At 69.0% G+C, this 18,471-nt stretch carries 20 protein-coding genes; 6 read left to right on the top strand and 14 right to left on the bottom strand.

Annotated features, from left to right (window positions below):
- A complete protein-coding gene (locus tag ACYVAN_RS08515; protein ID WP_460957474.1) occupies positions 1 to 288 on the top strand; it encodes an MGMT family protein in 288 nt (95 codons plus the stop codon).
- 19 nt (positions 289 to 307) lie between these two features.
- On the opposite strand, the gene ACYVAN_RS08510 is transcribed toward ACYVAN_RS08515, so the two are convergent.
- The 5 genes from ACYVAN_RS08510 to ACYVAN_RS08490 all read right to left on the bottom strand — a co-directional run bounded on the left by ACYVAN_RS08510 (position 308) and on the right by ACYVAN_RS08490 (position 5,881).
- Complete coding sequence (locus ACYVAN_RS08510) at positions 308 to 1,141, bottom strand: uroporphyrinogen-III synthase (RefSeq protein ID WP_460957800.1); 834 nt, start codon at positions 1,139 to 1,141, stop codon at positions 308 to 310.
- Positions 1,142 to 1,191: 50 nt separating this feature from the next.
- Entirely contained in the window at positions 1,192 to 1,989 is a 798-nt protein-coding gene (locus ACYVAN_RS08505) for a TIGR02569 family protein (RefSeq protein ID WP_460957472.1), read from the bottom strand.
- A gap of 120 nt (positions 1,990 to 2,109) precedes the next feature.
- Complete coding sequence (moeZ, locus tag ACYVAN_RS08500) at positions 2,110 to 3,312, bottom strand: adenylyltransferase/sulfurtransferase MoeZ (RefSeq protein ID WP_460957470.1); 1,203 nt, start codon at positions 3,310 to 3,312, stop codon at positions 2,110 to 2,112.
- 303 nt (positions 3,313 to 3,615) lie between these two features.
- Complete coding sequence (locus ACYVAN_RS08495) at positions 3,616 to 4,686, bottom strand: DUF3152 domain-containing protein (protein WP_460957468.1); 1,071 nt, start codon at positions 4,684 to 4,686, stop codon at positions 3,616 to 3,618.
- A 100-nt stretch (positions 4,687 to 4,786) separates the two neighbouring features.
- Complete coding sequence (locus ACYVAN_RS08490) at positions 4,787 to 5,881, bottom strand: alpha/beta fold hydrolase (protein ID WP_460957466.1); 1,095 nt, start codon at positions 5,879 to 5,881, stop codon at positions 4,787 to 4,789.
- A 149-nt stretch (positions 5,882 to 6,030) separates the two neighbouring features.
- Between ACYVAN_RS08490 and ACYVAN_RS08485 the strand changes: the two genes are divergently transcribed.
- Positions 6,031 to 6,663, top strand: coding sequence for a TetR/AcrR family transcriptional regulator (locus ACYVAN_RS08485; protein WP_460957465.1), 633 nt, complete (start codon positions 6,031 to 6,033; stop codon positions 6,661 to 6,663).
- A 315-nt stretch (positions 6,664 to 6,978) separates the two neighbouring features.
- Here ACYVAN_RS08485 and ACYVAN_RS08480 read toward each other — a convergent pair whose 3' ends face one another.
- Positions 6,979 to 7,890 carry an alpha/beta fold hydrolase gene (locus tag ACYVAN_RS08480; protein WP_460957463.1) on the bottom strand — a complete coding sequence of 304 codons (912 nt, stop codon included), beginning with the start codon at positions 7,888 to 7,890 and terminating at the stop codon, positions 6,979 to 6,981.
- 47 nt (positions 7,891 to 7,937) lie between these two features.
- The gene (locus tag ACYVAN_RS08475) at positions 7,938 to 8,837 is read right to left on the bottom strand and encodes an AurF N-oxygenase family protein (protein ID WP_460957461.1); all 900 of its coding nucleotides are present in this window, start codon (positions 8,835 to 8,837) and stop codon (positions 7,938 to 7,940) included.
- An 89-nt stretch (positions 8,838 to 8,926) separates the two neighbouring features.
- Here ACYVAN_RS08475 and ACYVAN_RS08470 point away from each other — a divergent pair, with 89 nt between their 5' ends.
- Both ACYVAN_RS08470 and ACYVAN_RS08465 read left to right on the top strand, forming a co-directional pair.
- Positions 8,927 to 9,730, top strand: a complete 804-nt coding sequence (locus ACYVAN_RS08470; protein ID WP_460957459.1) for a TetR/AcrR family transcriptional regulator — start codon at positions 8,927 to 8,929, stop codon at positions 9,728 to 9,730.
- A gap of 138 nt (positions 9,731 to 9,868) precedes the next feature.
- Positions 9,869 to 10,171: a DUF4873 domain-containing protein gene (locus tag ACYVAN_RS08465; protein ID WP_460957457.1), complete on the top strand. Its 303-nt coding sequence runs from the start codon at positions 9,869 to 9,871 to the stop codon at positions 10,169 to 10,171.
- Positions 10,172 to 10,219: 48 nt separating this feature from the next.
- Here ACYVAN_RS08465 and ACYVAN_RS08460 read toward each other — a convergent pair whose 3' ends face one another.
- Both ACYVAN_RS08460 and ACYVAN_RS08455 read right to left on the bottom strand, forming a co-directional pair.
- Positions 10,220 to 10,447, bottom strand: coding sequence for a DUF3107 domain-containing protein (locus ACYVAN_RS08460; protein WP_460957455.1), 228 nt, complete (start codon positions 10,445 to 10,447; stop codon positions 10,220 to 10,222).
- A gap of 132 nt (positions 10,448 to 10,579) precedes the next feature.
- Positions 10,580 to 11,260 (bottom strand): ferritin-like fold-containing protein, encoded by a 681-nt coding sequence (locus ACYVAN_RS08455; protein ID WP_460957453.1) that lies wholly within the window; start codon positions 11,258 to 11,260, stop codon positions 10,580 to 10,582.
- A gap of 720 nt (positions 11,261 to 11,980) precedes the next feature.
- Here ACYVAN_RS08455 and ACYVAN_RS08450 point away from each other — a divergent pair.
- Positions 11,981 to 13,465 (top strand): DEAD/DEAH box helicase, encoded by a 1,485-nt coding sequence (locus ACYVAN_RS08450; RefSeq protein WP_460957451.1) that lies wholly within the window; start codon positions 11,981 to 11,983, stop codon positions 13,463 to 13,465.
- A 176-nt stretch (positions 13,466 to 13,641) separates the two neighbouring features.
- Positions 13,642 to 15,102 carry an Rv3212 family protein gene (locus ACYVAN_RS08445; RefSeq protein WP_460957449.1) on the top strand — a complete coding sequence of 487 codons (1,461 nt, stop codon included), beginning with the start codon at positions 13,642 to 13,644 and terminating at the stop codon, positions 15,100 to 15,102.
- Positions 15,103 to 15,114: 12 nt separating this feature from the next.
- On the opposite strand, the gene ACYVAN_RS08440 is transcribed toward ACYVAN_RS08445, so the two are convergent.
- From ACYVAN_RS08440 to ACYVAN_RS08420, 5 genes are all read right to left on the bottom strand, one after another.
- Positions 15,115 to 15,450, bottom strand: a complete 336-nt coding sequence (locus tag ACYVAN_RS08440; RefSeq protein ID WP_460957447.1) for a hypothetical protein — start codon at positions 15,448 to 15,450, stop codon at positions 15,115 to 15,117.
- Between the two features lie 74 nt (positions 15,451 to 15,524).
- Positions 15,525 to 16,310, bottom strand: a complete 786-nt coding sequence (locus ACYVAN_RS08435) for a RecB family exonuclease (RefSeq protein WP_460957445.1) — start codon at positions 16,308 to 16,310, stop codon at positions 15,525 to 15,527.
- 132 nt (positions 16,311 to 16,442) lie between these two features.
- Complete coding sequence (locus ACYVAN_RS08430; protein ID WP_460957443.1) at positions 16,443 to 17,306, bottom strand: PHP domain-containing protein; 864 nt, start codon at positions 17,304 to 17,306, stop codon at positions 16,443 to 16,445.
- 114 nt (positions 17,307 to 17,420) lie between these two features.
- Complete coding sequence (locus ACYVAN_RS08425) at positions 17,421 to 17,987, bottom strand: PH domain-containing protein (protein ID WP_460957441.1); 567 nt, start codon at positions 17,985 to 17,987, stop codon at positions 17,421 to 17,423.
- 19 nt (positions 17,988 to 18,006) lie between these two features.
- On the bottom strand, positions 18,007 to 18,168 hold the full coding sequence (locus ACYVAN_RS08420) for a hypothetical protein (protein ID WP_460957439.1): 162 nt from the start codon (positions 18,166 to 18,168) through the stop codon (positions 18,007 to 18,009).
- Between the last annotated feature and the right edge of the window lie 303 nt (positions 18,169 to 18,471).

Here is an 18,471-nt window from a genome sequence, read left to right as displayed (position 1 = left end):
GTGGACGAGGAAACGATGGAGCGCGTGCGATCGATCGTGGCGTCGATCCCGCCGGGCAACGTGCTGGGCTACGGCGACGTCGCCGAACTGGCCGGTCTTCGGTCGGCCCGGCTGGTCGGTCGCATCCTCTCCGAAGACGGGGCCGACCTGCCGTGGCACCGCGTCCTGCGCTCCAACGGCACGGTCGCCGACCACATCCGGCACCGCCAGCTCGAACTCCTGCGCGGCGAAGGCGTGCTCGCCGACGGTGGACGCGTCAACATGCGCCGGTACCGCTGGGGCAGCTGACCACGCACCGGCCTCCCGGTCAGCGCACTCGTGCGGGCAACCGCTCGGCCACCAACTTCACCAGGGACGCGGTGCGGGCCCGTTCCGGCACCTCGTACGGCAGCCCGGCCCGCTCGATCGGCGCCGCCGTAACAGGCCCCACGCACGCGAGGAAAACCCGCTCGCGCAGCGACTCCAGGAGAGCCTCCCCCCGACCGGTCCGGTCCGCGCGCCCGAGCAGGTTCGCCGCGGCCGGGGCGCTGGTGAACGGCAGTGCGTCCACCTCGCCCGCGATCACCGCGTCGATCAGGCGGTCCAGCGCATCGAGATCGACGGGGTCCGTCCAGCGGTAGACCGGTACCGCGACCACATCGGCACCCGCCGCGCGCAGGGCATCCCGGAACTCGTGCATCGGATCCCCGTGCACCTGCACCGCGACCCGCTTACCCGCCACGCCGGTTTCCCGCAGGTACCCGAGGATCTCGGCGGACTCCTCCGAAGGTGTCGTCCACGTCTCCCGGAGCCCCGCTCCTCTGATCGCCCCTCGCGCTTTCGCGCCGCGCGCCAGCAGCTCGGCACCCGCGAGATGACTCACGAGCGACTCACCGACACCGTTCTGCTCAGCGGACTCCAACCAGCCCCGGAACCCGACGCCGGTGGTCACGACCACGACGTCCACCGGTGCCGCCAGCACCTGACGCGTCGCCTCGGCGAGCTCACCGTCCTCCGGCAACGGCACCGTGCGCATCGCCGCACCCTGCAGCACCCGAGCACCGCGCCGAGTCAGCAACGCGCCGATCTCGTCGGCCTTGCGCGCGGCGGTGATGCCCACGGTGAAGCCGCGCAGCGGTTGATCGCTGTCGGAAGTCGTCATCTCGTCCACACCATCATTCTGACGCCTTCGCGCGAACGGGACGGCGTGTCCTACAGCACTTCGAGCACCGTTTGGGAAGCGTGTTCCAACCCGCCGAGCGAAGCCGTGGTGGCGCGGGGGTGCAACGCGTGCACCGCCAACCGGAACAGCAGAGCCCGCAGCAATGCCTGCGGCCACTCCGCCAGATGTGACCAACGCTCCACGATCGCCGGGTCCGACCCGCCCCACGCGAGCGCGTCGATCACCGTGACCGCGGCTCCCCACTCGGCAGGCCGCCAGTACGGGGCGAAATCGATGATCCCGGGCGAGGCGTTCCCGGCGAAGAGCACGTTCCCGAACAGGTCGCCGTGCACGACCTGCGGGCGGAGCTGGATCTTGCGCCTGGATCCGGCGAGCACGTCGTACAGCCGCCCGCCCTTGTCGGGCCGCAACGGGTACTCGGCCTCACCCCAGGCCATCCGATCCGCGAGCGCGTAGACGTCCTGGCGCGCGTCGAGGAACCGGGGACGGGACAGATGCTTGCTCGCCTCGTGCAGCCGCAGCGACAGCGCGACGACCTCGTCGTGCCGCGGCTCCGGCCGACCGGGTATGTCCCGGCTGGCCGACCAACCGGACACCACCCACCGGCCGTCCGTCGAGCGGACCGGCCGACTGACCCGCACCTCACCGGGTTCGATGAGGTCGAGCGCCTGTGCCACCCATGCGGCTTCGGCGGTGTTCGCGGCCGGTTTCAGGACGGCCTCGCCACATCGCCAGGCGAGGCCTCCTTCCAGCAGCTCAGGCTCTTCGACGCGTGCGCCGAACGCCGCACGCACATGCGGCGGGGGCGACTCCGGCGTAGCACTCACGGAGCAAACGCTACATCGCTCGTTCCGGTTTCGGGGTCAGGCGCTCCGCGCGCCCGCCTGTCCCGATCCACCTCGGTGGCAGGGTTCAGCGCAGGGCGATCACCCTGCCACCGGGAGTGATCAGTAGGTCGGCAGGCTCTGGTCCACCTGGTTGGCCCAGCCGAGCACACCGCCACCGACGTGCACCGCATCTCCGAAACCGGCCTTGTGCAGGGCCGCCAGGGCTTCTGCCGAACGCGCACCGGACTTGCAGTGCAGCACCAGCTGGCGGTCCTGCGGAAGCTCCGAGAGCGCCTCACCCGAGAGGATCCGATCCTTGGGGATCAGCGTGGACCCGTCGATCTTGACGATCTCGTACTCGTGCGGCTCGCGGACGTCGATCAGCTCGAACTTGTCGCCCCGGTCGAACTTCTCCTTGAGCTCGGCGGGGGTGATCGTGCTGTTCACCGCTGCCTGCTGGGCGTCATCGGAAACCGTCCCGCAGAACGCCTCGTAGTCGATCAGCTCGGTGACCGGCTCGGTGTTCGGATCCTTCCGGATCTTGACGGTGCGGTAGCTCATCTCCAGCGCGTCGTAGATCATCAGGCGGCCGAGCAAGGTCTCGCCGATACCGGTGATCAGCTTGATCGCCTCGTTGACCATGATCGAGCCGATCGAGGCGCACAGGACGCCGAGCACACCGCCCTCGGCGCAGGACGGCACCATCCCGGGCGGCGGGGGCTCGGGGTAGAGGTCGCGGTAGTTCGGACCCTTCGCGTCCCAGAACACGCTGACCTGGCCCTCGAAGCGGAAGATCGAACCCCACACGTAGGGCTTGCCGAGCAGCACCGCCGCGTCGTTGACCAAGTACCTGGTGGCGAAGTTGTCGGTGCCGTCCAGGATCAGGTCGTAGTCCCGGAAGATGTCGAGCGCGTTCTCCGAGGACAGGTGCGTCTGGTGCAGGTTCACCTGCACGTACGGGTTGATCTCGGCGATCGAGTCCTTGGCCGACTCGCCCTTGCTCCGCCCGAGGTCGGATTGCCCGTGGATGATCTGCCGGTGCAGGTTCGACTCGTCGACCTCGTCGAATTCCACGATGCCGAGCGTGCCGACGCCCGCGGCCGCCAGGTAGAGCAGCGCCGGGCTACCCAACCCGCCCGCACCGATGATGAGCACCTTGGCGTTCTTCAGCCGCTTCTGCCCGACCATCCCCACATCCGGGATGATCAGGTGGCGGCTGTACCGCGCGACCTCTTCCTTGGTCAGCTCCGCCGCGGGCTCGACGAGCGGCGGAAGCCCCGTAGCGTTCTGGTTGGCTGCAGCCTGGGCTGAATCGCCGGACATCTCCCAGCTCCTCCTCAATGGTCCTACCTCGCGCCGTCCCGACCTGCGGACGGCGTCGGTCCGGGAGAGTGTCTCCCGGCCAGTGCCGCCGTCCCGGATGGCGGGCGCGCGAGCGTCACGAGAGGGCCGACGTCCATCGGCCGACCTCTCGTGTGGTGTAACGCAAGCCTGGCCGGTGTTCTTCCCCGACCCAACCACTTCCCAACATCCGGGATGCCCGGCCGTCGACGAGCGGGGCGGATGGGCATCGGCCCGCCGCCGTTCAGCCCCCGCCGCCGTTCAGCCGCCGTCAGCCCGGAAACCTCAGCCCGCCGTCCCCACCGGGAACGGCCACGCGTTGTACTTGCAGACGAACCCGTTCTTCGGGATCTCCGTGCCCTGGGGCACCGCCTTGTTGAGCTCGTGGAGCTCATCGTTCGACGTGCTGAACGTCTGCTGCATCATCACCGGCGCCAGCCCGCCCTGCTCGGCGCAGGGAACGTGCGGATTGCCGAAGACGTGTCCGACCTCATGGTTGATCGCGTACCGCCGATAGCTGCCGTCGTCACCGTTGAACGAGACCGCCCCGCGGACCCAGCGGGCCGCGTTGATGTAAACCCGGTCCTCCTCCTCCGCGATGCGGCACGAAGTGTCGAACGGCAAACCGTTGCCGTAACCGCACACCTCCCGCGCGGTGGCCTGGCTCACCAGCGTGATGCGAAAGTCCGGCTCCTCCGGGCTGCTCTCGTCGACGCGTCGGAGGGCGATCCCGCCCGCTTCCGGGTTCGTCCAGCTCCGGGGGTCGGCGAGGGTCTCGTCCACCAGGCCGCCGAAGGTGCGGTTTCCCTCGGTCAGCTCGATCCCGCGTTCGACCTCGACCGTGTACGTGTAGAGCTCGCCCTCGCCCACCCGCTCGGTGGTCCCGGGCATCACGTCCATCATGCGCGAGCCGTTCTTCGGAAACGGCAGTCCCGGAGGCAGTTCGGCGGAGAACATGCTCGGGTCGTAGGTCTGCCCGGGCGGCGCCTCGGTGACGACCGGTGAGTCCGGCACGTTCTGCGAGTCCTCGGGTTCTCCGAGCACGCCCGTCGCGATGCCGCCCTCGGACGGCGGCTGATCGACCGCCTGGAAGATCGCGAGCGCACTGATCACCACGAGTAGCGGCAGGGCGTACATCCGCCAGCCGTAGCGGGCCATGCGGCCTCGGCGCCTGCGGCGTCCCTGCCGGGGTTCCGGCTCCTCGCCGTCCCCGTCGGAAGCGGGGGTGGGACGCCACGCCGCGGCCAGCGGAGCGTCCTCGTCCGGTCGCCGACCGCGACCGGACGCCGCACCGCGCCGGTTCGCACGAGGACGTGCGTCCGGGGAGTCGCGGGAAGATCGAGACGAGCCACTCACCGCACCAGGGTGCCACAGCGGGTGAGCGTCGCCGACCACCAGTGGTGGCGCCGGTCTGCGGAGATCCGCCCAGCGCACTCGGCGTCACGATTCGACCCCGTCACCAGCTGTCGGGTACTCCGTCGAACATCGCGACGGCGGCCCGCGCCACGGTGCGTGGCCGCTCCATGTGGGCGACATGTCCGGTACGCGGCAACATCAACAACCGGCCGCGGTCGAGCTTCTCCGCTGCCGGTACCGCTCTGCGCACACTGACCACCTTGTCCTGCAGCCCCCAGACGACCAGCGTCGGCGCCCGCACCCGGCCCAGCAGCCGCCCGATCGACTGAGAGGGCGGAACCAGCCACGAACGCAGCAGCCGCTCGGTCGTCCGTTCGAGTGCGGGCCCGGCCCAGGGCAGGTCGGCCCGAATCTCGATCTCCTCCACGGCTGCGCGCACCCGATCCGGTGGAACTGCCGCCGGCTCCGCGAAGCACAACCGGATCAGGCGGTCAGCCCGTTCCTGAGCGCTCACCCTGGCCAGTCCGCGACGCACGCGCGGGCCGACCAGCGGCAGCAGTGCCCACAGCATCCGCTGGTCGGACAACCGCCTCGGATCCGGGCGGAAATCCGGCAGCGCGGGCGAGATCAGGGTCAGCGTGGCGACCAGGTCGGGACGCTCGGCCGCCACCTCGATCGCCACCGCACCACCGAAGGAGTTGCCGAACAGATGCACCGGCTCGCCCCCGAGTTCCTCGAGGTAGCGCACCACGACGTGCGTATTCGCCGTCCTGGTGCAGTCGAAACCGACGGGCGGCTCGGTGTGGCCGAACCCTGGCAGGTCCAGCGCCACGCTGCGGGTGCGCAGTCCCAGCATCCGCGCCAGGTCTGTCCAGTTGGTCGACGAGCCCGCGAGCCCGTGCAGGTGGACGGCAGTCCGGTCGGTGCGCTCCAGGGCGGGTGTCTCGCGGAGATGCAGTGCGAGCGGCCCGTACGTGGTGGCCAACTCGACGTATTCGCCCGGGGGCGGTCCTGCCCACGCAGCCGCGTCCACGACACCGTCGGTCGCCATCGGTACCCTCGTCAACTCGCGGAGCCGGACGTCCCCGGCCCGTCGCCACGAGGACCGCGACAGCGGTCTTCCGGCGAGCACCGGGCCCCGCTGACCCGCGATCTTGAGCAGCGGCAGGCGCGCTCGCTGTGCTTTCGTCGTCACGTGGTCCAGGATGAGCTCCGACCCCGAGAACTCGCCGGAAAACAACGACGAGTTCCCCGCAAGGAGTCGAGGGACGCCGCTACCGACGAGTAAAGTCACCAGTGCCCGCGAGCCGGAAGACCTCCGGTACGTGGCAGGGAAGGAACCGGGTGAAGGCCACCATGACGGAGACCGTGCAGCCGAGCCGAGGTGTGCGGCTGCCTCGCGACGCTCGTCGAGCACAGCTGTTGACCGCGGCCCAGCACGTGTTCGTGACCAACGGCTACCACGCCGCTGCCATGGACGACATCGCCGAACGAGCGGGTGTCAGCAAGCCCGTCCTGTACCAGCACTTCCCTGGGAAGTTGGAGCTGTACCTCGCCCTGCTCGAAACGCAGGGCAACGAGCTCGTCCGTCGCGTGCGTGCGGTGATCGAGTCCAACCCGGACAACAAGCACCGGGTGCGGGCCGCCGTCGACGCGCTGTACGGGTTCGTCGACGAGGAGGACCAGGCCTTCCGACTCGTGTTTGAATCCGACATCCGCGGTGAGCCCGCGGTGGAGAAAGCGGTGGACGACGCGCTCTCGGGCTGCGCCGACGCCGTGGCCGAAGCGGTCACCGCCGACGCGGGGCTCGACCACGAGCGGGCGCGACTGCTGGCGGTCGGCCTGGTGGGGCTGAGCCAGGTCACTGCCCGGTACTGGCTGGACACCTCGCAGTCGATTCCGCGCGAGGAGGCCGTCCACCTGATGTCGACGCTGGCGTGGAAGGGCCTGGCCGGCTTTCCGATGCAGTCGGGCTGATCACCCCCGCGGTTTCGCGCAGGGCAGCGAACCCCGCGCGAAACCCACCGGGCGTGCCTGGGGTCTGTTTCACAGGCGGCCGCCTCCCGTGTGGAACCCGGGGTGGCTGGTGGCGGGTTCTCCGGTGTCCTTTCGCGAGGACAGCCCCGACGTGGCGTACACCGGTACGCGACGTCGGAGATCCCGCAGCGAACGGACCGGAGTAGAGCGAAGCGATTCCGTGGGGGACGGTGGTCGGGCGACGGGCCGGCCGGAGGTTCCGCCGGGTGCCCACCACCCGAATGCCCACCACCCAAACCACCTCCGAAACACTCCCTACTGGCGCGGTACGGCGGCCACCAGCTCGGCGATGCGCTCGGTGACCTCGTCGGAGCGCTCGAGCGGCAGCATGTGACCTGCTCCCGGGTACACGAGCAGTTGCGCGTCGGGCAGGGCCGCGGCCATCCGGCGCGCATGTTCGCACGGGGTGAGCCGGTCGCGCGTTCCGGCGAGCACCACCGTCGGGATCGACCGGAACGCGCCGAGCGCGCCGATACGCTCGTGCTCGGCGAGCGAGGCCCGGTACCCGGCCACGCTCGCGGGATGGCAGGTCGCGAACCAGTCGGCGGCGGCGGCCACGTCGGCGGGGTCCGGCCGGTCGCCGAACAGCAGCCATCGCATTCCCGGCCGGAGCATCCGCGAGTTCTTGAGGACCTGCTTGCCCCGAGCTGCGGCGAGCTTGTGCTGCACGCCTTGCTCCAACCGGTTTCCGACCGCGGCGACCGGCCCCGGCAGCCCGAGGCCGGGCGCTTCGAGGTCGCCGCCGGAGCTGGCCACCAGCGCGACCCCCACGATCCGGCTCTCGAACAGATCCGGGTGCCGCTCGGCGAGCGCCATCGCGGTCATGCCACCCATCGAGTGGCCCGCGAGCACGATCGGCCCGGCCGGGACGCGTTCGGCGATCAGCTCGGCGAGGTCGTCGGCACAGCGCTCGATCGTCGCGGTTCCGGCAGGGGCCGGATCGGATTCTCCGTGCCCGCGCAGGTCGAAACGCACCGTCCGCACGGTCGTTCCGGCCGCTGCCGGGAGACCGGTCACGACCCGATCCCAGGTGTGCGGGCTGAGCGTCCAGCCGTGCACCAGGACGACCGTGACCGGTGCATCGAACGAGCCGCTCTCCAGCACGCGCAGTCGCGTGCCGTCGCCTGCGGTGAATGTCGTGCGCCCGGCTTCTGCGATGACCGACATGACTTCCTTTCTGACGGGGGCGGGCGAACTGCGGTCGAACGGGTTCGTCAGCGGATCAGGCAGGCCTTGCGCCACCAGCGCATACCCGGCTTGCCGATCAGCCCAGCCTCGTCCAGGAACGACATGATCTTCTCTCCGCTCCAGTTCATGGTGTTCCGGAAGTGCGGGTTCTCCCAGGCCACCTGGTGCGCGTCCCTCGGGCGCAGACCGACGGATTTGTAGACCCGCGGGTTGATGAGGCTGTAGACGATGCAGAAGGAGACCAGCGCGGTCCAGTACTGGTGGTAGGCGCGTTCGGCCGGGTTGCACTCGGCCATTCGGCGCTTCACCTCTTCCCGCGCGAAGGTGACGTGCCTGGCCTCTTCGAGCACGTGGATCCGGTTGACCATCCGCACGAGCGGCTGAACCTGCTCGTCGTACATCTGGTCCCGCTGGAAGCGGTCGAGGACTTCCTCGGCCACCAGGATCGAGGCGTAGGCGGACGGCCCCTTGAGCACGGCGGGCAGCACCCGGCCACCGTGGTAGAGCAGCGGTGCCGGGCCGTACGGCGGAGCGCCTATGCGATCGACGGCCTTCGCGAACATCGTCGAGTGCCTGCACTCGTCCGCGACCTCGGTGAGCGCGTACTGGGCGTGCGCGCTGCGCGGGTCGGAGGCGTAGAACTCCTTGAGGAGCATCTGCATGAGCAGGGTTTCGAACCACAGGCCGTTCGAGGCGATGCTGGCGAACTCGTGCTTGGTGAGCTCGATGCGCTGCTCGTGGCTGAGCTGATCCCACATCGGGGTTCCGTACAGCGAGGACCGCTCGAACGGGATGTAGGGCTTGTCGTCGGGGAGCGGCGCGTCCCAGTCGATGTCGACTTCGGGGTCGAAGCTGTTCTTGGCCGAGGCTTTCAGCAGTCGGGTCGCCGTCTTCTCCCGGTCGTTGACCTGCGCGGTCCTGCTCACGAACTGATCACCCTCTCGCCCTCCGGATCAAAGCATCAGCCCGCCCGGGGAATTGCATGTTACCAGTAGTAACAGTTACATTTGGCACTGTGAGCGACCCCTCTCGACATGTCAAGGGATCCGGCAAAGCGGCGGAGAAGCCCTCCGGAGACGCCCGGCGCGAACGCTGGCGCGAACACCGCAAGGCGCGCCGAATCGAGTTCGTCGAGGCCGCGGTGCGCGCGATCGGCAACCACGGCCCGGATGTCGGCATGGACGAGATCGCAGCCGAGGCAGGGGTCAGCAAGCCGGTCCTCTACCGCCACTTCAGCGACAAGAGCGACCTCTACGTGGCGGTCGGCGAATGGGGCACCGATCTGCTGATGCGGCACTTCGCCCCCGCCCTCGCCGAAGAGGGCAGCCCGAACCACCGCATCCGCCGCATGCTCGACGCCTACCTGCGGGTGATCGAGCAGTACCCGGACCTCTACCGGTTCGTCGTGCGCCGCACCTTCGCCGACCGGGCGGTACAGGACGACCCGGTCACCACCGAGAAGACCCAGATCGCCAACTCACTCTCCCGACTGCTCGGTGATTACATCCGGGCACTCGGCCTGGATTCGGGCGGGGTCGAGGCGTGGAGCCACGGGATCGTCGGACTCGTGCAGGCGAGCGGTGATTGGTGGCTGGAGCGCCAGTCGATGAGCAGGGAGAACCTCACCGACTACCTCGCGGAGATCATCTGGCACGCCATCGACGGCGTGCTGCGCTCGGGCGGAATCGTGATCGACCCGGACACGCCGCTCGATCTGAGCACGGGTTTGCGCGTGGTTACCCCGCTATCCGGGGACGACAGTTCCGGGGACGAGATCGATGACCGCCGGAAGGCGGACGAGCACCCCGGCCGAAACTGAGCACGGCCCTCGGGCCGGACCTTCTCGGGCCGGGCCATCGGAGGACCGGGCCGGAACGGGTCACCGGGTCACCGGGTCACCGGGTCAGGACAGGACACCAGGCCAGCGAACGCCACCGGTATCGGCGAAAGGAAACCCATGCAGGAACACGACCACGGCGAGGACGACTACCGAGGCCCGGCGACTGTTCGGACCGAGGACGCGGAACTCGACGTGCGGGTGGTGCTGCGCGGCCACTTCCAGCCCATCGACGGGCGGTTCCACTGGTACGGGCGGGTCGATGCGCACGCGGACGTCAGCGAACTCGCCGATGGCAAGCGCACCGACGTCGTGCTGCGCACACCATCGGGTGAGGCGGTGGGCACGCTCTCGGACCCGGACCCGTGGAACCGGTTCCGGATCACCGGGCTCGGACGCCCGCCCTTCGAAATCCCGCTTTGAGCGGGTGCGCCCTCGACGGCTCACCGTCGGGGACGCACCGGCACAACGTCAGCCGACGCCGAACCCGACACGTGCGGGTTCGGCCGGCCCGATCTCCACGTAAGCCAGCTTCGTCGCGGGAACGACGAAGCGGCGTCCCTTGTCATCGCTGAGGCTCAGCACACCGTCGGCGTTTTTCAGCGCGTCGGCGACCAGCGCCTCGACCTCGTCAGGGGACTGACCGCTGACAACCGCCAACTCGCGCGGGCTGTCCACGACGCCGATCTTGACCTCCACGCCGAACCTCCGTGAGAACTCGTGTTCATTGGGCGGCTTCAGGCTATCCCAGAACGGCGCTCCACAACGCCCGCCGGGGGCTTTCGCGTGTTCGGAATTCTGCTCGGTGCGCGGCGGCACACCGAACACGCGTCATCCCAGCCCGAGCCGGGCCATGCGCTTGGTGTGATTGTTCTGCAAGCGCCGGAGCAGGGCGGCGATACCGGTCAGGTCGCCCGAACCGTTGATGATCAGCTCCGCGAGGGCGTCGCGTTCCGCCACGACGCGCTGCGCCTGCGTCATGGCCTCGCCCAGCAGGCGTCGTCCCCACAGAGTCAGTTTGTCGTGCAGCGAGCGATCGTCGGCGCACGCCGCTTGGACCTCCCGCTCGGCGAACGCCGAATGCCCGGTGTCGGCCAGCACGGTCAACACCAGCTCACGGGTGGACGGATCCAGCCACTCCGCGACCTCGCGATAGAAATCGGCGGCCAGACCGTCCCCCACGTATGCTTTGACCAGGGACTCCAGCCACGAGTGGGGCGCGGTGGAAGCGTTGAACGCATCGAACGGCTCGACGAACGGGCGCATCACGTCCTCCACCGCCACGCCACGGTGGGCCAGCTGATCTTCCAACATCCGGAAGTGACCGATCTCCGCGGCCGCCATGCTGGCCAGCGCGGCGCGCCCGCCGAGCGTCGGTGCGCTGCGGGCGTCCTCCGCCAGCCGGTCGAAGGCGGACAACTCGCCGTAGGCCAGCGCCGCGAGCAGGTCCACCACCCCCTCTTCGAACCGCTCGTTACCGCCTTCGGAGGTGCTCTGATCAGCCGGGTCCATGACCACGAGCGTAACCGGCGCGATGATTTCCCGGACGCGGCCGACCCCCGTCGGCCGGAAAGCAGGTATCCTGGTCGGCGGAGAAGCATCGGTGTCATGCGGTGCGGTTCCGGTAGCGGCGCTGTTCCGGTGAACGACCGGTCCGGTACCGACGCAGGGCTGACGATCCCCACCACGTCGCGAATCGGGCGGAGGGCTGATCGGGACGGCCCCGGGATCCCCGCAAGTGCGCACGACTGCCCGCGCCCGGGCTCGCCGGATCGGCGTACCTGCGGCTCGCGTCAGCGGTTCGGCGCGCTGCGATGCCGGACAAGGAAACCTGGCAGCGGCCACTACCGCTGATCGAACAAGGGCGCGCACCATCACGTCGGTGACCACGAGCACAGGATCAGGCCACGGAATTCGGGTGGCTGCCGTGCCGGAAGCAGTCACTGCGCGAGGAGGGCCCACGCGGGGCTTTGCGCGCAGGTACCGAGAGAGGCGATCATTCTGACGCTCAGCAACAACCGGGTCGGCGACGACTCGGGCGAAACTTCCGACCTGCACACTCCCGAGCAGAACGGCTCGCACAACGGCGACGCGGTCGACCCGCAGACGCTGGAGCACAGCGAAACCGGAACCCCGGACGAACTCGACGTCGACGCGGTACCACCGCTGCACGCGGAGGAAACCGTTCCCGACACGCCCACCTTCGCCGAACTCGACGTCAAACCCGAGATCGTGAAGGCGCTCGAAGAAGCGGGCATCAAGCACACCTTCGCGATCCAGGAACTCACCCTTCCCCTCGCACTGCGTGGCGACGACCTGATCGGGCAGGCCCGCACCGGCACCGGTAAGACGCTGGGCTTCGGCGTCCCGCTGCTGCACCGGTTGCAGGATCCCGGCGACGGCACCCCGCAAGCCCTGGTGATCGTCCCCACCCGCGAGCTGTGCGTCCAGGTGGCACGAGACCTCACCGACGCGGCCAAGCACACGGGCCTCCGGACGCTCGCCGTCTACGGCGGCCGCCCGTACGAGCAGCAGATCGATGCCCTGCAGAAGGGCGTAGACCTGGTGATCGGCACGCCCGGTCGACTGCTCGACCTGGCCGAGCAGCAGCACCTCGTGCTCGGCAAGGTCCGCGGGCTCGTCCTCGACGAGGGCGACGAGATGCTCGATCTCGGCTTCCTCCCGGACATCGAGCGCATCCTGCGCATGGTTCCCGAAGAGCGCCAGACCATGCTGTTCTCGGCGACCATGCCGGGCCCGATCATCACGCTGGCCCGCACCTTCCTGCAGCAGCCCACCCACATCCGGGCCGAAGAAGCGGACCAGGGCGCCATCCACGAGCGCACCAAGCAGTTCGTCTACCGCGCGCATGTGATGGACAAGACGGAACTGCTGGCACGGGCCCTCCAGTCGGAGGGACGCGGGTTGACCATGATCTTCACGCGCACCAAGCGAACGGCCCAGAAGGTCTCCGACGACCTCGCCGAGCGGGGCTTCGCGGCAGCGGCGGTACACGGTGACCTCGGTCAGGGAGCCCGTGAGCAGGCGCTGCGCGCGTTCCGCGCGGGCAAGGTCGACACCCTGGTCGCGACCGACGTCGCCGCGCGCGGAATCGACGTCGAAGGCGTGACCCACGTGTTCAACCTGCAGTGCCCCGACGACGAGAAGACCTACGTGCACCGCATCGGCCGCACCGGCCGGGCGGGACGCGAGGGCGTCGCGGTGACCCTGGTCGACTGGGACGAGGAATCGCGCTGGAAGCTCATCAACGACACGCTGGACCTGGGCAAACCGACCCCGGTCGAGACGTACTCCACGTCGGCTCACCTCTACGCCGACCTCGGCATCCCGTCGGACGCCGCAGGCAGGCTCCCGCTGTCCAAGCGGACCCGCGACGGGCTGAACGCCGAGCCGGAAGAGGAGTCCAAGACCAAGCGCAAACCGCGTCGCCGCACTCGTGGCGCCGCCGGTGGTGAGCAGAAGCCGGGCGAGACCGACAGCACCCGGCGGGAGAACAGCAGCGAGAGCCGTCCTGCAGGGCGCAGCCGTCGCCGGAACCGCACCCGTGGCGGGGTCAGCGTCGATGCGACCGCACCGCAGGCCGACAACAAGACCGAGAACGCGGACGGTGCGGAGCGCCCCCGGCGTCGCCGCAGGCGCCGCGGAAGTGGCTCCGGCAACGGTGGCGGCTCCGGCACCACCGGTGCGGCCGAGTAACGAGCACGGCCCCGCACCGCGTCGAGCACTCGCGGAAGTCGGCGAGCGGTCCACCGACCGCTCGCCCACCGGTTCGCGGAGCTGTCGTCGCCGCGGTGCCGTCGTCGCGGCCGTGAACCGAGCGGCACGGGTATCGACGTACCGCCACGAGATCCGGGTTTAAGCTCGCGGCGGCAGTGACCGACGAGCTGGGAGTGGCAGTGGTACGGCCGGAGCGGCGCACGAAAGCCGACCTTTCCGCAGTGGCGCTGATCGCCGTGGCCGTGCTCGTGGGCGCGACCGTACTGTGGTTGCGCAGCGACGCTCGTGCCACTCACTCCGAGACGACGGCCGCCCCTCCCCCGGCCGTCGGCGCTCCGGCGTCCGTTCCCGGTGAACTCGGCGAGATCTGGCGGGAGCGGAGCACCGCCACGCCCACACCGGTCGTGACCGACTCGACGGTGATCACCGGCACCGGCGGCGAAGTCGTCGGACGCGATCCACTGACCGGGGACCAGCGGTGGCGGTACGCCCGGGACATTCCGCTGTGCACCATCGGTGCCGAGTGGAATCGGGCGATCGCCGTGCACCGGAAGGGCTCCTACTGCAGCGAGGTGACCTCGTTGCGAGGCGCCTCGGGCGAGCGCGGACCGCAGCGAAACAGCGACGCCCGGCCCGGAACCCGGTTGCTGTCCGATGGCGATTACGTCACCGCCACCGGCCACGAGACCATCGAGTCGTGGCGGTCCGACCTGGTGCGAACCCAGCAGTACGGGATCCCCCCGGACCTGAAAACCCCGGACAACAACATGTCGCGGCCGGGCTGCGAATACGGGTCGACCGCCGTCTCCGAGGGCCGGGTGGCACTCATCGAGGAGTGCGAGAAGGACTCCGGGGATCGCATTACGGTGATCAAGACCAACCCGGATGACGACGAGAAGCCCGAAGAGGTCTTCAGCGTCGGGGTGGGCAGCGAACACGCTTCCGTCGTGGCCGTCACCCACAGCCACACCGCGGTGCTACTCCGGGACCGCGCCCTGGTGCTGCTCTACGACAACTCGACCGCCAGCGTGCGGGATCAGTTCACCGTGGCGGAGGGCGTCGGCGAGGAACCCGCGGACGGCGTCGAACCGCACGCCCCGCAGCGGTTGTGGACGGTGAACCTCCGGCCGGTTCCCGGCGGAAGCACCGACCGGACGGCGCACGTTCTGGCCGAGGAGCTCGACCGGTTAGCCCCGCACCTGACCAAGGCGTCGATCCTCGCGGAACTCGCCGAAACGCCACCCGGCGAGCCGTACCGGGTGGCCTCGCTCAGCGAAGCCGAGTTCAAGGAGGTCGACGGCCGGCTCGACGACCTCGATGGCATCAGCTTCGGCGGGGTCCTCTACTGGTACACCGGTACCGCGACGGTCGCGCTGGACGCCGCCACCCTCTCTCCGCTGTGGACGGTTCCGGACACGCTCGGCCCCGGTGCGCTCTTCGGCGGCGAACTCGTGATCCCGGTCGCGGACGGACTCGCGGTCCACGATCGCAGGACCGGCGCCTTCCGCAGGCTGCTGCCGGTCGAGCGGCCGGACCGGACGCAGCCGGTCTCCCTCACCGCCGTCGGCGAAGTCCTGCTGGAACAACGCGGCGACACCCTCGTCGCACTGCGCTGACGGCTCGGTCGCTCAGAGCCACCACCAGAACCACAGGTTGGCCAGCGTTCCGAGCAGAACTCCCGCGGTCAGCAGCCCGCCCACCAGGTCGCGGCGGCGATCGGCGACCGATTGCATCGTCAGCACCACGCACGCCGACACCCCGTGGGTGATCACGGCATCGAGTCCCGGGCCTTCCTGGCCCACATGGGTGGCCCAGAACTGGATGCCGATCAGAACCAGCGACAGCGACAGCAAGCCTACGGCGAGTGAACCGGTGAAACCGCGCGCGAGCGTGCCCGACCGCGTCGGGGGTCGATGCGGGGGCGGTGGAACCACGTCGGGACGCCACTGCTGAGACTGCCGCATGTCCGGCATCGTGTCCCATGTGGGCATATCCTGCTGACGACCGCCTCGACCGGGTCCGGTCATTCGCATCCTGTTCAATCTCCCAACAGAGCCCAGGAGGGGGCACCGGCCGCGGTCTCGCGACCTTCCGGGCAATGAGCTCGGAAATCGCACCACGCGCAGTGCCGCCCGGTACGCGCCGGGAAGGTCCGCGCCGATCCGTCGCCGGCTTCCCACGCTTCCGTCGCGGTCCGGATCTCCTCGGCGAGCTGCTCGGCTCGCCGCAGGTGCGCGCCGATCGATTCCTCCGTGTGCTCCCACGAAACGACACCTCCGCTGGGGAGGTGGTGCAGCTCCACCCGGTCGCACTTCGCCCGGAACGTCTTGCGGGCCGCAAGCGCGTACAAGCCGAGCGCCATCGAGTCGCGCGCGTCGTCTGGGTTCACCCCGTGGCGACCGGTCTTGTAGTCGACCACCACGAGTTCGCCACCACGCTCGTCGATCCGGTCCGCACGCCCTTCGGCGATGATCGTCCCGGCTGGTGCGGACACCCATCGTTCGACCGCGAGCGGTGTTTCGGAGACGTCGTTGCGCTCGACGTAATCGGTCAGCCACCGTTCAGCGCGGGCGCGGTACTCGGCCACCTGATCCGCCCCGGCGAATCCGTCGCTCTTCCAGTACCTGCGCAGCAACCGGGGCATTCGATCCGGGGTGCGCTCTTCCGGCGGCAGTTCGAAGAACGCGCGCAGCACGTTGTGCACCACAGCCCCCAGAGTGCTGTGGGCCCACGCACCGGAACGGGGCGGCGAAGGGCGGTCGAGGTAGGTCATCCGGAACTTCCGCGGGCAGCCGGCCCACGAACCGAGTCTGGCTGGTGTCACCCGGACGAGCTTGCTGGGTATACCTTCAAGACCGAGCTGTCCCTGCACCTCGCCCACAGTACTCAGTCGTGGGCCGGTGCCGGGATTCGGGCCGGAGCGGCTCGCTGCCGGGACCCGCCGTCCGCGCCCCGGTCAACCGATCACGCGAGCCCCGGTCCCGCGGCGGATCAGTTCCCGCAACGAATCCGGATGGGTGGTTTCCTGGCCGATCCGGATCGTCTTGTTCGTCCCGTGGTAATCACTGCTGCCGGTCGGTACCAGGTCGAGGTCGGCGACCAGCCCGCGCAGCCGGGCGCGGGTGTCTGCGTCGTGATCCGGGTGGTCGACCTCGACACCCGTCAGGCCGGCTCCGGCCAGTTCCCCGATCACCTCCGGAGTCACCATCGGCCCTCGTGCCGCCGCGAACGGGTGCGCCAGCACCGTGACCCCGCCCGCACTGGCGATCATGTCGATCGCCTCCCGGACCGGCGTGTCCGTGCGCGCCATGTAGTAACTGCCCGCGCTCCCCAGGAAGCGGGCGAACGCCTCGTCGACGGTGTCGACCACGCCGCCGCGCATGAGGGCTCGGGCAAGATGCGGCCGACCCCCCGGGGAATCCAGTGGCAACCCCGCCATGACTTCGTCGGCGTCGATGGGAAAGCCGTCGAGGGCCATCCGCTCGGCCATCGAGCGCAGCCGTTGCCTGCGTTCGGCTCGCAGTCGGCTCTGCTCGGCCACCAGCGAGGTCGACGTGGGGTCGAACAGGTAGGCCAGCAGGTGCACCGTGATCGTGCGCCCGCGCCCGTCAGGACATGCGCAGGACAGCTCTGCACCGGGTACGACCCGGAGGTTTCCCTGGTCGGACACTGCCCGGGCGGCTTCCGCCCAGCCCGCCGTGGTGTCGTGATCGGTCAAAGCGATGACGTCGATCCCGGCGGAAATGGCGTTGGCGACGAGATCCGACGGCGTGTCCGTGCCGTCGGATTCGGTGGTGTGGGTGTGCAGATCGATTCGCACACCCATCAGTGTGGCCGATGCGGTTTCGCGTCGAGCACCGACGCCCCACCACGGCCTCCGACCACCGCTACGGGCGTTCGTTCACCCGTCGCTGGGGGACCCGGGCGAACGGGTTCACACCTTGGCCTTGCGACGCCTTCCGACCGCGGCGCGCCGTGCCTTGAGCATCGAGAACCTCTCCTGCTGGGCCTTTTTCTCGCCGAAGACCAGCTGGGAGATGGCGTCGAAGACCTCTTCCGGGTTCGGCAGGTGGTCGATTCGGTTCAATGCCTGAATCTGACCGGCGGATTCGACGACCATGGTGCCGTAACCGAACATCCTGCCGAGGATGCTCCGCTCGTAGGTGAGGTCGGTGACCTTGCCGATCGGCATCATCTGCACCGACGAGGTGATGATCCCCTCAGTGATCATGAATCTCTTGTCGGTGACGACGATCCGCTCGACGTACCAGTCGAGGAGCTTGTAGGTGAACTGCAGCAGGACGAACAGCCCCACGTACCAGAGGATGTTCTGCGGCAGCCAGCTGTCCACCGGAAGCAGGTAGGACAGCATCACCACCCCGAGCAGCAGCCCGACCGCGTCGAAGAGCTCCCAGAGCAGGCAGGCCCAATGCCTGCGCACCCGGATCACTCGTCGTTCGGTGTCGAGCAGGTATTCGTCGGGGTCTCTCGGCGCGAACACGGCATCCGCCTCCCGACGCCTACAGGAAGATGTTCTGCATGAATACGATGACCGCGTTCGCCGCCTCTTCAAGGCTGCCGAGGATGCCGTTGACGACACCGCCCGCCTGGTCGGGGGCCGAGATCAAAAAGAAGAGGAGGAACGCAACCCCAACCCAGGTGAGGAGTTTCTTCATGTTCACTGTGACGCACCCCGTCCGAAATGCCCTTAGTCGCGCTGGCGCCTGCTGATCCGTTGTACCGTACTTGGCCGCTTTACGGCAGCTTTATACCGCACTTGGGGCAGTCGTATCCAAGCCGACCCGAACCAACTACCCTCAGTGTCGGTGATCGTATCGAAACATACCGGCCGCCGCCGCATCCGCACGGAGATTGCCCGCACAACAGAACGGTCATCCCTGGTCCGCGGAGTCGACGAAGGACAGCGAAGGACCGCGGAGGACAGCTGAGCGGCTGATTCCGATCCGGCGAGCGATACCTCCCCG

The sequence above is a fragment of the Parasphingorhabdus pacifica genome, assembly GCF_054779195.1.
Note: the sequence above shows the minus strand (reverse complement) of the source record. Positions and strands in the feature narration are given on the sequence as shown.

What these genes read in the sequence shown, in the direction of transcription:
- ACYVAN_RS08510 (WP_460957800.1), bottom strand. Translation starts at nt 1,141, where the DNA reads ATGACGACTTCCGACAGCGATCAACCGCTGCGCGGCTTCACCGTGGGC.
- moeZ (WP_460957470.1), bottom strand. Translation starts at nt 3,312, where the DNA reads ATGTCCGGCGATTCAGCCCAGGCTGCAGCCAACCAGAACGCTACGGGG.
- ACYVAN_RS08480 (WP_460957463.1), bottom strand. Translation starts at nt 7,890, where the DNA reads ATGTCGGTCATCGCAGAAGCCGGGCGCACGACATTCACCGCAGGCGAC.
- ACYVAN_RS08465 (WP_460957457.1), top strand. Translation starts at nt 9,869, where the DNA reads ATGCAGGAACACGACCACGGCGAGGACGACTACCGAGGCCCGGCGACT.
- ACYVAN_RS08455 (WP_460957453.1), bottom strand. Translation starts at nt 11,260, where the DNA reads ATGGACCCGGCTGATCAGAGCACCTCCGAAGGCGGTAACGAGCGGTTC.
- ACYVAN_RS08440 (WP_460957447.1), bottom strand. Translation starts at nt 15,450, where the DNA reads ATGCGGCAGTCTCAGCAGTGGCGTCCCGACGTGGTTCCACCGCCCCCG.